Source organism: Noviherbaspirillum aridicola (genome assembly GCF_019656455.1).
Taxonomy (GTDB): domain Bacteria; phylum Pseudomonadota; class Gammaproteobacteria; order Burkholderiales; family Burkholderiaceae_D; genus Noviherbaspirillum; species Noviherbaspirillum aridicola.
Window position 1 is genome coordinate 100717 of record NZ_BPMK01000003.1, and the last position, 14690, is coordinate 115406.

General features: G+C 66.3%; 11 protein-coding genes. 7 read left to right on the forward strand and 4 right to left on the reverse strand.

Annotation, left to right across the window (positions count from 1 at the left end):
- Positions 1–89 precede the first annotated feature (89 nt).
- Positions 90–1583, forward strand: a complete 1494-nt coding sequence (locus tag NCCP691_RS04080) for a methyl-accepting chemotaxis protein (RefSeq protein WP_220806974.1) — start codon at positions 90–92, stop codon at positions 1581–1583.
- On the opposite strand, the gene NCCP691_RS04085 is transcribed toward NCCP691_RS04080, so the two are convergent.
- A complete protein-coding gene (locus NCCP691_RS04085) occupies positions 1580–2152 on the reverse strand; it encodes a 5-formyltetrahydrofolate cyclo-ligase (protein WP_238482308.1) in 573 nt (190 codons plus the stop codon). The genes NCCP691_RS04080 and NCCP691_RS04085 overlap by 4 nt on opposite strands.
- Positions 2153–2198: 46 nt before the next feature.
- Between NCCP691_RS04085 and NCCP691_RS04090 the strand changes: the two genes are divergently transcribed.
- The 3 genes from NCCP691_RS04090 to NCCP691_RS04100 all read left to right on the forward strand — a co-directional run bounded on the left by NCCP691_RS04090 (position 2199) and on the right by NCCP691_RS04100 (position 6236).
- The gene (locus tag NCCP691_RS04090) at positions 2199–4160 is read left to right on the forward strand and encodes a lytic transglycosylase domain-containing protein (RefSeq protein WP_220806975.1); all 1962 of its coding nucleotides are present in this window, start codon (positions 2199–2201) and stop codon (positions 4158–4160) included.
- 145 nt (positions 4161–4305) lie between these two features.
- Positions 4306–5016 carry a glutathione S-transferase family protein gene (locus NCCP691_RS04095; protein ID WP_220806976.1) on the forward strand — a complete coding sequence of 237 codons (711 nt, stop codon included), beginning with the start codon at positions 4306–4308 and terminating at the stop codon, positions 5014–5016.
- Entirely contained in the window at positions 5013–6236 is a 1224-nt protein-coding gene (locus tag NCCP691_RS04100; RefSeq protein WP_220806977.1) for a multifunctional CCA addition/repair protein, read from the forward strand. The genes NCCP691_RS04095 and NCCP691_RS04100 overlap by 4 nt, the downstream gene beginning before the upstream one ends.
- A gap of 674 nt (positions 6237–6910) precedes the next feature.
- On the opposite strand, the gene NCCP691_RS04105 is transcribed toward NCCP691_RS04100, so the two are convergent.
- Entirely contained in the window at positions 6911–8044 is a 1134-nt protein-coding gene (locus tag NCCP691_RS04105) for an ABC transporter substrate-binding protein (protein ID WP_220806978.1), read from the reverse strand.
- A gap of 230 nt (positions 8045–8274) precedes the next feature.
- Between NCCP691_RS04105 and NCCP691_RS04110 the strand changes: the two genes are divergently transcribed.
- Positions 8275–8937 carry a GNAT family N-acetyltransferase gene (locus NCCP691_RS04110; RefSeq protein WP_220806979.1) on the forward strand — a complete coding sequence of 221 codons (663 nt, stop codon included), beginning with the start codon at positions 8275–8277 and terminating at the stop codon, positions 8935–8937.
- Here the strand turns inward: NCCP691_RS04110 and NCCP691_RS04115 are convergent, their stop codons facing one another.
- A complete protein-coding gene (locus NCCP691_RS04115; protein WP_220806980.1) occupies positions 8938–9429 on the reverse strand; it encodes an Lrp/AsnC family transcriptional regulator in 492 nt (163 codons plus the stop codon). It abuts the gene before it with no gap.
- Between the two features lie 177 nt (positions 9430–9606).
- On the opposite strand from NCCP691_RS04115, the gene phhA reads away from it, so the two are divergent.
- Entirely contained in the window at positions 9607–10500 is an 894-nt protein-coding gene (gene phhA, locus NCCP691_RS04120; protein ID WP_220806981.1) for a phenylalanine 4-monooxygenase, read from the forward strand.
- Here the strand turns inward: phhA and NCCP691_RS04125 are convergent.
- The gene (locus NCCP691_RS04125; RefSeq protein WP_220806982.1) at positions 10478–10765 is read right to left on the reverse strand and encodes an EF-hand domain-containing protein; all 288 of its coding nucleotides are present in this window, start codon (positions 10763–10765) and stop codon (positions 10478–10480) included. The genes phhA and NCCP691_RS04125 overlap by 23 nt on opposite strands.
- Before the next feature lie 245 nt (positions 10766–11010).
- Here NCCP691_RS04125 and NCCP691_RS04130 point away from each other — a divergent pair, with 245 nt between their 5' ends.
- Complete coding sequence (locus NCCP691_RS04130) at positions 11011–14634, forward strand: indolepyruvate ferredoxin oxidoreductase family protein (RefSeq protein WP_220806983.1); 3624 nt, start codon at positions 11011–11013, stop codon at positions 14632–14634.
- Positions 14635–14690 lie beyond the last annotated feature (56 nt).

Below are 14690 nucleotides of genomic sequence, written 5' to 3' on the forward strand. Positions count from 1 at the left end.
TTTATTATTCCGGAGTAGCGTATGTTCGCGTGGCATCCGCAATGAACAGAGCGACAGACTCTGGATGGAAAAACATTTGGGAGACGACGATGAATTTTTTCAAACTCGGTATGGCCGCCCGGCTGACCATGGCTTTTGCGGCGGTACTCGTTCTGGCGGCGGTGCTGCTCGCGGTCGCGGCACTCAATACCAGCGGCGACGCCAACACCGTGGTGCTCGCCTGCGGCCTGCCGGTGCTGGCGCTGATCGCCGCCACCGGTTTCTGGGCCACCCGCGCCACGCTCGGCGCGCTGCACCAGGTGGTCGACACCGTCGAACGCATCAGCAACGGGGACCTCACGATCCAGGTGGAGGCGGGCAGCGAGGACGAGGTCGGGCGCATGCTCACGGCGCTCGGCGGGCTCAAGGACAAGATGTTCGGCATCGTGTCCCGGGTGCGCAGCGGCACCACCGCGGTCGCCACCACCGCCTCGCAGATCAACCGCGACAACACGGCGCTGGCCACGCGCACCGAGACCCAGACCGCATCGCTGGAAACCACGGCGTCCTCGCTCGAGGAGCTGACTTCCACGGTCAGGCACAACGCCGACAACGCGCAGCAGGCCAATGAGCTGGTGGCCTCGGCCGCCACGCTTGCCACCCGGGGCGGCGAAGTGGTGACGCAGGTGGTCGACACCATGGGTTCGATCAAGGACAGTTCGCGCAAGATCGTCGACATCATCAGCGTGATCGACGGCATCGCTTTCCAGACCAATATCCTGGCGCTCAACGCGGCGGTGGAAGCCGCGCGTGCCGGCGAGCAGGGACGCGGCTTCGCGGTGGTGGCGGCTGAAGTGCGCACGCTGGCGCAGCGCTCGGCCAGCGCCGCCCGGGAAATCAAGGAACTCATCGGCGACTCGGTGGAAAAGGTCGAGGCCGGCAACCGGCTGGTGGATGACGCCGGCAAGACCATGGGCGACATCGTGCAGGCGGTGCGGCACGTCGCCAGCCTGGTGCGCGACATCAGCGAAGCCAGCCGCGAGCAGAGCATCGGCATCGAGACGGTCAACCAGGCGGTGACCGAGATCGACGGCATGGTCCAGCAGAACGGCGTGCTGCTGCAGGATGCGATGAAGACGGCGGGCAGTCTCAATGAGCAGGCCGTCTCGCTGCTGCAGCTGGTGGCCGGCTTCAATCTCGGTTCGCGCGAGTACGGCACGCCGGAGGAAGCGGTGGCGCTGGTCAAGGCCGGCGTGGACTTCATGAAGCAGCACGGCCGGGAGGCGCTGATCGCGGAAATCAACAAGCTGGGCAAGGGCCGTTTCGTCGACCGCGACCTCTACCTCTCCGCCTACAGCGTCGACACGCACAAGGTGATCGCCCACGGCAGCAATCCGCGCGTGATCGGCATGGACGGCACGCAGAGCAAGGACACCGACGGCAAGTTCTTCCTGCGTGAAATGATCGCCACCGCCAGGAGCCGCGGCAATGGCTGGGTGGAGTACAAGTGGGCGCACCCGGTCACCAACGCCAACGAAGTCAAGAATTCCTACTTCGAGCGCTGCGGCGACCTGTCGATCGCCTGCGGCGTATACAAGCGCTAGTCGGTGATGATCGTGTCGAGCGCGATGTCGAAGCCGTCGGCCGCGAATGGCACGCGGCTGAAGGCATAGGCGATGCCCGCGGTCGCGGGACGCGGACTGGCGGCCAGCGTGCGGTCGTAGAAGCCGCCGCCGTATCCCAGCCTGAAACCGGCGTCGTTGAAACCCACGCAGGGCACGAGCAGCGCCTGCGGCGCGACGGTTTCGCCCGCCGCCGGCACCTGCACCCCGTAGGCGTCGCGCACCGTCGGCGCGCCCGGTTCCCATGCAACAAAGACAAGCGGCGACTGCCTGCCGGCGACGGTCGGCAGGGCCAGCCGCACGCCCTGGCGCGCCAGCTGCGCATACACGGAATGCAGGTCCGGCTCGCCCCTGATCGGCCAGAACACGCCGAGGCTGCCGAAGCGATGTCGATTCCACCACGCCAGCAAGCCCGCGCCGATGCGCGCATCCATCGCGTGCCGAACTTCAGCCGGAATGGCTTGTCTCTGTGCAAGCAGACGCGTCCGCAGCGCCGCCTTGGTCATGCCGTCTTCATTGATGCCGGGCGCAGGATGGTCGTGGTTTCGCATGCTATTCTAAGAGCCGTTGTCTCAACCGTTCGAGAAAGCCCGATTGATGTTATCCCCGAAATGGATTGCCGGCGTTGCGCTCGCAACCGCCTCCGTCGTCCTGGTCGCTCCCGCCGTGCAGGCGAAGAAACCGGCCGCACCCTCGGCGCCGACCTTCGCCAGCGATGACGAGGTGTTCATGGCGCTGCGCGAGGCCGCGCGCAACAACGACGCCGCGCGCGCCGCCGACCTGGCTGCCCGGCTTGGCAATTATGCCATTCCCTCGTATGTCGACTACTACCGGCTCCGGCCGCGCATCCTGTCGGCCCCGGAACAGGAAATCCGTGACTATCTCGCGCGCTACGAAGGCCAGGCGATCGCCGACCGTCTGCGCAACGACTGGCTGCTGGAACTGGGACGCAGCCGCAACTGGACGCTGTTCGACGAACAGTATCCGCAGTTCGTGCTCAACGACGACCTGCAACTGAAATGCTATGCGCTGATGTCGAAGGCGCTCAAGGGGCAGAAGGTCGCCGACGAAGCGCGCGCCCTGCTCGTCACGCCGCAGAACTATGGCGAAGCCTGCCCGGCGCTGATCGCCACCCTGGTCGAGGCCGGCCAGTTCGACGCCGACGATGTGTGGGCCCAGGTGCGGCTGGCGTCCGAGCTCGATGCCGGCTATGTGATCCGCCGCCTGGCGCCGCTGACCGACGTCGCCGAAGCCACGCTGATGCAAGCCTACGACAAGCCCGCGACCGCCGTCGCCCGCGGGCCGGGCGGCAGCCGCGGCAGCCGCGAGACCTTCATCGTCGCGCTCGGCCGCGTCGCGCGCAGCGACATCGATGCCGCGATCAAGGCGCTGACCACCGGCGCCGAACGCCTGAACGAGAAGGAAAGGGCGCATGCCTGGGCGCAGGTGGCCTATGCCGCCTCGTTCAAGCTGATGCCCGAGGCGCCGGTCTTCTGGCGCCGCACCGACGGCGTGCCGCTCTCGCTCGAAGCCCATCGCCGCAAGGCGCGCATGGCGCTGCGCGCGGGCGAATGGAAGCAGCTGCGCGACACCATCGAAGCCATGCCGTCCACGCTGCGCACCGAGCCGACCTGGATCTACTGGCAGGCGCGCGCGCTGCACGCGGAAGGCCGGAAGGAAGAGGCGCAGAAGCTGTTCGAGTCGATTTCCGACCACACCGGTTTCTACGGCCAGCTGGCGGTGGAAGAGCTGGGCCGCAAGATCAGCGTGCCGCCGCGTCCCGCGCCGGTGGGCGCCGACGAAGTCGCCCGCATGGCCGGCAACGAGGGCCTGCAGCGGGCACTCAAGTTCTTCGACATGAACCTGCGCTTCGAAGGCGTGCGCGAATGGAACTGGGAACTGCGCAAGATGAACGACCGGCAGCTGCTCGCCGCCGCCGAGTTCGCGCGCCAGAAGAATGTGCTCGACCGCATGGTCAATACCTCCGAGCGCACCAAGGCCGAACTCGACTTCACCCAGCGCTTTCCGACCCCGTTCCGCGACATCATGACGGCCGCCACCTCGCGCCTCGGGCTGGACATGGCCTGGGTCTACGGCCTGATCCGCCAGGAGTCGCGCTTCCTGATGAACGCGCGCTCCCATGTCGGGGCCTCGGGCCTGATGCAGGTGATGCCAGCGACGGCCAAGTGGGTGGCGCGCAAGATCGGCCTGGCCGACTTCACCCCGCACAAGATGAACGACGTCGACACCAACATCATGCTGGGCACCAATTACCTCAACATGGTCCTCAACGATCTCGAGGGTTCGCAGGCGATGGCGACCGCCGCCTACAACGCCGGTCCGGGACGTCCGCGCGCCTGGCGCTCCACGCTCACCGGCGCGATCGAGGGCGCGGTCTTCGCCGAATCGATTCCGTTCAACGAGACGCGCGACTACGTCAAGAACGTGCTGTCCAACGCCACCTACTACGCCGCGCTTTTCGAGGGCAAGCCGCAGTCGCTGAAGGCGCGCCTCGGCACCGTCGCTCCCCGCGGCTTCGAGCCGAGCGAGCTGCCCTGACGCCCGCCTCGGCCGGCCGGCGGAAGCCCTGTTTCCGCCGGCCGCCGCACGCGGCGGGGTTTGGCAAACGCCTGCAAAAGCTTTATCCTCGAAGACCGCCCGGCGATCACCCAAGGGGCGCATCTCCAGTACAGGATACGGACGCATGCAAAGCACTGAACTCGACCCCACACTTTCCCAGACCCTGGATGCCGCCGGCCGCGCCGGCCTCAAGCTGGTCATCGGCAACAAGAACTATTCCTCCTGGTCGATGCGGCCGTGGCTCGTGCTCAAGGCCTTCGGCATCCCGTTCGAGGAGATCCGCATTTCCCTCGGCCGGCCGGACACTTCCGCGCGCATCGCCCGGTACACCGCGGCGGGCAGGGTGCCGGTGCTGATCGACGGCGAAATCACGGTCTGGGACTCGCTGGCGATCTGCGAATACCTCGCCGAGCAATTCCCTGACAAGGGCATGTGGCCGCGCGATGTCGCCGCCCGCGCCCACGCCCGCTCGATCTGCGCGGAGATGCACGGCGGCTTCGGTGCGCTGCGTTCGGCGATGTGGATGAACATCCGCGCCAGCTTTCCCGGCAAGGGCCGTACGCCGGAAGCGCAGTCCGATATCGCCCGCATCTGCGAAATCTGGGAGGAGTGCCTGGAGCATTCCGGCGGACGCGGCTTCCTGTTCGGCGATTTTTCCATCGCCGACGCCTACTATGCGCCCGTGGTCATGCGCTTCCGCACTTACGGCGTGTGGCTGGCGCCCGCGGTGCAGGCCTATGTCGACCGCGTGATCGCCCATCCCGCCGTCGCGCAGTGGATGCGCGAGGCGCAGGACGAGAACGACCGCCTGGAAAAATACGACGTCTATCCATGAAAACCTATGTCGTCGGCGGCGCCGTGCGTGACGCCCTGCTCGGCCTGCCGGTGCAGGACCGCGATCACGTGGTGGTGGGCGCGACGCCCGAAGACATGATCGCGGCGGGCTACACGCCCGTCGGCAAGGATTTCCCGGTCTTCCTGCATCCCGTCACCCACGAGGAATATGCACTGGCCCGCACCGAGCGCAAGACCGCGCCCGGCTACAAGGGATTCGTCTTCCACGCCGACAGCAGCGTGACGCTGGAGCAGGACCTGGTGCGGCGCGACCTGACCGTGAATGCGATGGCGCGCGACGAAGCCGGCAACATCATCGATCCCTTTGGCGGCCGCCGCGACCTGGAGGCCAGGATCTTCCGCCACGTGTCGCCCGCGTTTGCCGAAGATCCGGTGCGCATCCTCAGGCTGGCACGCTTCGCCGCGCGCTTCGACGGCTTTACCGTCGCGCCCGAGACCGAGGCCCTGATGCGCGGCATGGTCGAGGCCGGCGAAGTGGACGCGCTGGTCCCCGAGCGGGTGTGGCAGGAACTGTCGCGCGGCCTGATGGAGCGCCGCCCCTCGCGCATGTTCGAGGTGTTGCGCGCCTGCGGCGCGCTGGCGCGGATACTGCCCGAGCTCGACGCACTGTGGGGCGTGCCGCAGCCGGAAAAGCATCACCCCGAGATCGACACCGGCGTGCACGTGATGATGGTGATCGACATGGCGGCCGGCCTCGGGCTCGACCTGCCGGAGCGCGTGGCGGCGCTGATGCACGACCTCGGCAAGGGGACGACCCGGCCGCAAGAGTGGCCGAAGCACCACGCGCATGAAGCACGCAGCGTGCGGCTGGTGGAGCAGGTCTGCAAGCGTCTCAGGATCCCCAACGACTGCCGCGACCTCGCCGTGATGACCGCGCGCGAACACGGCAACGTCGGCCGGGCGCTGGAGCTGCGGCCGAATACCATCGTCACGCTGCTCGAGCGCTGCGACGCCTTCCGCAAGCCGCAGCGTTTCATTGCCATGCTCAGGGCCTCGGAATGCGACCATCGCGGCCGGCTCGGCTTCGAGGAGCGCCCGTTCCCCCAGGCCGCCCGCCTGCAAACGGCACTGCAGGCCGCGCAATCGGTGAACGCCGGCGAGATCGCCAGGAGCTGCGCCGACCAGCCCGCGCGCATCCCGGAGGCGATTCACGCGGCGCGGGTGAGAGCGGTCAGCGCGGCGCTCGCGACGGAACAGTAGGGCCGGCGTCCCTGCCGGGCCTGCGGAGGTGGCGGGATCACCTGCGTCTCTTCATTCTCTGGACATGCGCCCTTGGTGCCGGCACGGAGGCCGGCACTACCTGATCGGGGTAGTCTCCGGTAGGGCCGGCGTCCCTGCCGGCCACGCGGAGGTCGCGGCATCACCTGGGTATCTACATTCTCCGGACATGCGCCGTTGGTGCCGGCACGGAGGCCGGCACTACCTTATCGGGGTAGTCTCCGGTAGGGCCGGCGTCCCTGCCGGCCACGCGGAGGTGGCGGAATCACCTGGGTATCTTCATTCTCCGGACATGCGCCGTTGGTGCCGGCACGGAGGCCGGCACTACCTGATCGGGGTAGTCTCCGGTAGGGCCGGCGTCCCTGCCGGCCACGCGGAGGTCGCGGCATCACCTGCATATCTTCATTCTCCGGACATGCGCCCTTGGTGCCGGCACGGAGGCCGGCACTACCTGATCGGGGTAGTCTCCGGTAGGGCCGGCGTCCCTGCCGGCCGCGCGGAGGTCGCGGCATCACCTGGGTATCTTCATTCTTCGGACATGCGCCCTTGGTGACGGCACGGAGGCCGGCACTACCTGATCGATGCAGGGATCGGCGTGACCCATGAAAAAACCCCGGGGCAGCGCCACCGGGGTGGTATCCGACCGCACGAGACGTTCAGCGAATGAACCGGCCGTTCTTTCCGATCATCGTCAGCTCCACGAATTCGCTGCCGGTATGGTCGTTCGGGCCGTAGGTCACCATCAGGCCGCCGAAATCCACCCGCTGCATCGATTCCAGCGCACGCACGAAACCCTCGCGGGTGAGGTTGGGGCCGGCGCGGCGCAGGCCTTCGACCAGGACCTTGGCGTTGACGAAGCCTTCGATCGCCGGATAGGAGATGGTGACCTTGCGCTTCCTGGCCAGCACGTTGAATTCCTGCCCGAGCTTGGTAGACAGCAGGTGCGGTGCCGGCGTGACCTGCGTGACGATGACGCCGGCGCCCGCGGGACCGAGGTCCTTGACGAAGGCGTCGGAGGAATTGTTCGACATGGTCATGATCTGCATGTTGCCGCCCTGGGCGCGGATTTCCTTGATCACGTCGACGGTGTTCTTGGCCGAGCTGACGACGATCAGCGCGGCCGGATTGGCCTTGATGACTTCGGCGGCGGCGGCCTTCACGTCCGGCTTGACGCGCGCGAACTTGAAGATGCCGACCGGCGTGAGCTTCTGCGCCTCCATGCCCTTCCTGAAACCTTCCAGCCCGTCCTGGCCGAACGCGTCGTCCACGTGCAGGATGGCGATCGCGCGCACGCCCACCGTATTGAAGTGCTCGATCGCGCGCACCACCTCGTCCTGGTACTTGGCGCGGATGTTGAACAGCAGCTTGCGCACCGGCTGGTGGAACTGGGCCGCGCCGGTGCTCGGCGCCAGCAGCGGCACGCCGTTTTCCTCCAGCAGCGGCAGCAGTGCCTGGGTATGCGGCGTGCCGCGCCCGAGGAACATCGCGAACACGCCTTCCTTCTTGATCAGGGTCTCGCCGTTGGCAACGGTGAGCGCCGGGTCGAACTTGTCGTCCAGCGTCTTCAGTTCGATCTTGCGGCCGTGCACGCCGCCCTGGGCATTGATTTCGTCGAAGTAGGCCTGCGCGCCTTCATTCATTTCCTTCACCGGGGCGGCGACAGTGCCGGTGAGGCCGACCGTCTGGCCGATCAGGATGGTGCTGGCGCTGACGCCGGTTTCGGCGCGCGCGCCGAACATCGTGGCGCCAAGCAGGAGGGGAAGCAGGAAACGTTTGCGCAGCGCGAGCATGGAAAGCCTTTCAATAAGGGTGCAAGGCATTGTTGTTGGCGGGAAATAGGGCGACAATTGTGGGAATTACGTAGGCAGCTTTTCCATCCCGCCCGGTTTTTCCTTGACCCGCGTCAGGCGGCCCGAAACAGTTTCTTCCTGCCATCGCGCGCGCTGGAGCGATGGCTTAGAATGCGCCTGGTGCACCGCACAATTTATTTTCCGTCCAACCACATGCCGCAGCCACTGCGATGAATCCCCTGACCGTGACCGACAAGCCTTCCGCACCCCGCCCGACGGTACGCGTCAAGGCGCTGTCGGTCCGCGACCGGCGCCGCCTGCTCGTGCATTTCCTCGCGCTCGACAGCAGCGACCGGCTGCTGCGTTTCGGCAGCACCCTGCCGGACGAACTGGTGACCCGCTACGTGGAGCAGATGGATTTTTCGCGCGACCGGGTGTTCGGCGTCTACAGCGGCCGCCTGCGGCTGATCGGCGTCGGCCACCTCGCGTTCGCTCCGCGCGAGGCCTCGCCGGTGCTGCACAATGCCACGCTCAAGGAGCGCATCGCGGAGTTTGGCGTCTCCGTGCTTCCCGAGGCGCGGGGCCTCGGCGTCGGCTCCCGGCTGTTCGAGCGCGCGGCCATTCATTGCCGCAACGAGGACGTGGACACGCTCTACATGCATTGCCTCGCCTCGAACCAGACCATGATCCATATCGCCGCCAAGGCGGGCATGAAGATCCACCGCGACTATGGCGAAGCCGATGCCTACCTGCGGCTCGAGCCGGCGAGCCCGGGCACCATGCTGGCGGAAGCGATGCAGGAGCAGTTCGCCTCGCTCGACTACGGTTTCAAGGCCAATGCGAAGGCGGCGCTCAAATGGCTGCGCCGCCTGCCCGGTTTCCGGCGCAAATGATCACACCAGCGGCAATGCGGTGGTGTCCTTGATCCGCTGCAGCGCGAAGCTCGACTTCACATCCAGCACCGCGGGATGCTTGAGCAGCGTGTCCATCATGAAGTGGGAGAAATGCTCCATGTCTTCCACGTGCACCCGCAACAGGAAATCCATCTCGCCCGTCATCGCGTAGCAGGCCACCACTTCCGGCCATGCCGCGACCGATGCCGAAAAATCGGCGCGCGGCGAGCGCCCGATCGCGCCCGGCACTTCGCTGTGCTTTTCCAGCCGCACGTTGACATAGGCGAGCAGGCCGAGGCCGATCTTTTCCGGGTCGAGCAGGGCGACGTACTGCCGGATCACGCCGGCTTCCTCGAGCTGGCGGATGCGGCGCAGGCAGGGCGAGGGCGACAGGTTGACCCGCTCGGCCAGCTCCTGGTTGCTGAGCCGTCCTTCGGCCTGCAGGATCGCCAGGATTTTGCGATCCGTCTTGTCCAGTTTGATCGTTGGCATGATCTTCCAAAATTGAGCGGAGAAGAGAAAGAATATTGCCAAAAAAAGGAAAGCCGCGCGCGACTTGGCAATTTTCTGCCGGCCTCCCTTGTCTATACTGCCCCCATTACGCTTGTCATGAAAACATCGGCATCAGCCGGGGCGACAGGCATTCCGGTTCGAGAGACGAGGGACGAAATGAACACGACAGTCGATCAGGCCGACTTTTTCCGCACGCTGGAAGAAAAGTCGGACCACGGCAAACTGCGCGGCGACTACAGCGGCTGCGACGAACGTTATGTGGTGCAGCAGGACTGGCAGGCCTACACGCCCGAGCAGCACGCGCTCTGGCGGCGGCTCTACCAGCGGCAGGCGAAGCTGGTGCCGGGGCGGGCCTGCCAGGTCTTCCTCGACAGCCTAGCGAAGATGGATGCGGGCGACGGCATTCCCCGCTTCGACCGCACCAGCGAAGCGCTGCGCCGCGCCACCGGCTGGGAGCTGGTGGCGGTGCCCGGCCTGGTGCCCGACCAGGTCTTCTTCGAACACCTGGCCAACCGCCGCTTCCCGGTCACCGTCTGGCTGCGCGAGCCGCATGAATTCGACTACATCGTCGAGCCGGACGTCTTCCACGATTTCTTTGGCCATGTGCCGCTGCTGTTCAATCCCGTGTTCGCCGACTACATGCAGCAGTACGGCAAGGGCGGCCTGAAGGCTTCCCGCCTCGACGGTCTTCCCAATCTCTCGCGGCTGTACTGGTACACGGTGGAATTCGGCCTGATGCATACGCCGGAGGGCTTGCGCGCCTACGGTGCCGGCATCCTGTCCTCGGGCGGCGAGGTGGAATACTGCCTGTCCGACCCGCGTCCGCGCCGCGTCGCCTTCGAGGTGGAAAGGGTGATGCGCACCCTGTACAAGATCGACTCCTTCCAGGAGACGTATTTCGTGATCCGCGATTTCCAGCAGCTGTTCGACGAGACCGCGGCGGATTTCGCGCCGCTTTATGCCCGGCTGCGCGAACAGGAAGTACTGCCGGCCAACACCCTGCTGCCGGGCGAAACCAATATCCCGCCTAACTCGAAATCCGGGTCTTGATCATCTGCCGGATCTCGGCGGCCGTGAGGAGACCGTCGCGGTCGGCGTCCAGCCGGTCGAAGGATTCGGCGATGTGGTGCAGGCGCGCCCGCTGCGCCTCGACGCGGCTCAGCATGCCATCGCCGTTCTGGTCGGCGGCGCGCAGCTGATCGCGGTATTTCGCCACGGGGGAGGACGAGGGTTGCACGGGGACTTGCTCGGTGGCGACGGCGAGGCCGGCGCCGAAGAGGGTGCCGAGAGCCATGCATATCAGGATCGGATGCATTTTTCCTCCTGGACACTTTTCAAACGCTGACTACTCTAAGCAGCCGGCGCCGGGCTGACGAAACGATTTACGGCTTGTTACACCTTGAGCGATGCCGCTGGATGCTGCGTCGTGCATTGAGCGGCACCGGCGCCTGTGCTAATGTCCACAGCGTCAAAATGAAAGAAACGACACGTCCAAAAGACCTGTCAGTTTGACAGCGAGACCATCGCGCCCAAGAACACAATTTTTGGTACGGAGACTGAATGAACGCACCCCTTCCTCCCGGGCAGCGCCAGCTGCTGGAGAATATTTCCCTCGACGACAAATTCACGCTGGAGCGCGGACGCGCCTTCCTCACCGGCACCCAGGCCCTGATCCGGCTGCCCATGCTGCAGCGGCAGCGCGACCTCAAGGCGGGGCTCAACACCGCGGGGTATATCACCGGCTATCGCGGCTCGCCCCTGGGCAATGTGGACATGACCGCGATGAAGGCGCGCAAGTATCTCGAGGCGCATCACGTGAAGTTTCATCCCGGGATGAATGAAGACCTCGCCGCCACCGCGGTCTGGGGCACGCAGCAGGTGAACCTGTTCCCGGGCGCGAAATACGACGGCGTGTTCTCGATGTGGTACGGCAAGGGCCCGGGCGTGGATCGCTGCGGCGACGTCTTCAAGCATGCGAACATGGCGGGCACCGACAGGCATGGCGGGGTGCTGGTGCTCGCCGGCGACGACCACGCTGCAAAGTCTTCGACCACCGCCCACCAGAGCGAACACATCCTCAAGGCCTGCGGCATCCCGGTGCTGTATCCATCCTCGGTCCAGGAATACCTCGACTACGGCCTGCACGGCTGGGCGCTGTCACGCTACACCGGTCTCTGGGTATCGATGAAGTGCGTGACCGATCTCGTCGAATCGGGCGCCTCGGTCGACATCGATCCGGAGCGGACCCGCATCGTCATCCCGTCCGACTTCGAGCTGCCGCCGGGCGGCCTCAACATCCGCTATCCCGATACCGTGCTGGATCAGGAAGCGCGGATGAACAATTTCAAGTGGTATGCGGCGCTCGCCTACGTGCGCGCCAACCGCCTGAACGAGGTCATCTGGGACAGCCCGCATGCCCGCATCGGCATCGTCACCGCCGGCAAGTCCTATCTCGACACCCGCCAGGCGCTGGCCGACCTCGGCATCGACGAACAGGTGGCGCGCGACATCGGCATCCGCCTGTACAAGATCGGCATGACCTGGCCGCTCGAGGCCGAGGGCGTGCGCGCCTTCGCCCAGGGGCTGGAAGAGATCATCGTGGTCGAGGAAAAGCGCCAGATCCTCGAATACCAGCTCAAGGAAGAGCTGTACAACTGGCGCGACGACGTGCGCCCGCGCGTGGTCGGCAAGTTCGACGACACCGGCGAATGGAGCGGCAATCATCGCGAGGGCCACGGCAACTGGCTGCTGCCCGCGACTTATGAACTCAACCCGGCGCAGATCGCGCGCGCCATCGCCGCACGCATCTCCCGGTATTTCGCCGGTCATCCGATCGAGCAGCGGGTGAAGGAACGCATCGCCTATCTGGAAGCGAAGGAGGCCGTGCTCAAGGTGGGCAGCGGCAAGCCCGACCCGCAGCGCGACCGGGTTCCGCATTTCTGCTCCGGCTGTCCGCACAATACCTCGACCAAGGTGCCGGAAGGCAGCCGGGCGCTGGCCGGCATCGGCTGCCACTACATGGTGCTGTGGATGGACCGCCAGACCGCGACCTTCACCCACATGGGCGCGGAAGGCGTGACCTGGGTCGGCCATGCGCCGTTCACCGAAGAACAGCACGTGTTCTCCAATCTCGGCGACGGCACCTATTTCCATTCCGGGATACTCGCGATCCGGGCGGCGGTGGCGGCCAGGGTCAACATGACCTACAAGATTCTCTACAACGATGCCGTCGCCATGACCGGCGGGCAGAACGTGGACGGCCCGCTCGACCCCGCGATGATCTCGCGCCAGATCGCGGCCGAGGGCGTGCAGCCGATCGTGGTGGTGACCGACGACCCGGAGAAATATCCGGCCGGCGTCAACTGGGCGCCGGGCGTTACCATCCGCCACCGCGACGAGCTCGACGCGGTGCAGAAGGAGATGCGCGAGGTGAAGGGCGTGTCGGCGATCATCTATGACCAGACCTGCGCCTCGGAGAAGCGCCGCCGCCGCAAGAAGCTGGGGCCGGACGGCAAGCCGCTGTATCCCGATCCCGCCAAGCGCGCCGTGATCAATGAAGCCGTGTGCGAAGGCTGCGGCGACTGCAGCGTGCAATCCAACTGCCTGTCGGTCGAGCCGCTCGATACCGAGTTCGGCCGCAAGCGCCAGATCAACCAGTCGTCCTGCAACAAGGACTTTTCCTGCGTGAAGGGCTTCTGCCCGAGCTTCGTCACGGTCGAAGGCGGCCAGCTGAAGAAGCCGAAGAAGGCCGCCGCCAGCGACAAGCAGGGCGCCACCGCGCTGCCCATCCTGCAGGGCAGCCGGCTGCCGCAGCCGCAGCTGCCCGGCACCGCGCAGCCTTTCGGCATCCTGGTCACCGGCGTCGGCGGCACCGGCGTGATCACCATCGGCCAGATCCTGGCGATGGCCGCCCACGTGGAAGGCAAGGGCGTGTCGGTGCTGGACATGAGCGGGCTGGCCCAGAAGGGCGGCCCGGTGATGTCGCATGTGCGCCTGGCCGACCGCCAGGAAGACATCCATTCCACCCGCGTCGGCACCGGCGCGGCCGACCTGGTGATCGGCTGCGACGCCATCGTCACCGCCAGCCGCGATGCGCTCTCCCGCATGGGCGAGGGCCGTACCTACGCCGCGGTCAACGCCACCGGCACCCCGACCGCGGCCTTCGTGCGCAACCCCGACTGGCAGCATCCGGGCGCGCTCGCCGAGCAGGACATCCGCAATGCCTGCGGCAGCGACAGGGTGGAGTTCATGCAGGCAGGGAAGCTGGCGACGGCGCTGATGGGGGATACCATCGCCACCAACATGTTCATGCTCGGCTACGCCTGGCAGAAGGGCTGGGTGCCGCTGTCGGAGGCGGCGCTGATCAAGGCGATCGAACTCAACGACGTGTCGGTGGAGTTCAACAAGCAGGCCTTCGTCTGGGGCCGCAACGCGGCGCACGACTGGGCGGCGGTGGAGCGGCTGGCCGGCCTGAATGAAGCGCAGGCGCAGGTGATCGAATTCAAGCGCGCGCCCTCGGTCGATGAACTGATCGAGACCCGCGCCGCCTTCCTGGCCAAATACCAGAACGCGCGCTATGCGGATGAGTATCGTGCTTTCGTCGACCAGGTGCGGACGGCCGAGCGCAATGCGATCGGCGAGCGCACGCCGCGCCTGACCGAGGCGGTGGCGCGCTATCTGTTCAAGCTCATGGCGTACAAGGATGAGTACGAGGTCGCGCGCCTGCACAGCGACGCCGCGTTCCAGGCGAAGATCGATGCCATGTTCGAGGGCGACTACAAGCTGAAATTCCATCTCGCTCCGCCGATCTTCGCCAGGCGCGATGCCGATGGCCATCTCGTCAAGCGGGAGTACGGTCCCTGGATGCTGAAGGCTTTCGGCGTGCTCGCGAAGATGCGTTTCCTGCGCGGCACGGCTCTCGACCCCTTCGGTCGCACCGAGGAACGCAAGACCGAGCGTGCGCTGATCGCGCAGTATCGCGAAACCGTCTCGTCGCTGCTGCCGCAGCTGAGCGCGGACAACATGCAGACCGCGGTCGCCATCGCCAGCGTGCCGGACCAGATCCGCGGCTATGGCCATGTCAAGGAAAGGCACCTGAAGGCGGCCCGGGAAAAGGAAGCGGCGCTGCTGCAGGCCTTCCGCCAGGGAGCGGTGGCGCCCGATCCTTCGCGTCACGCCGCGTGATGCCGCATGTGCCACCCCGGGCTGCCGCGCCGACGGCGCGGCAGCCCATCGTTTCC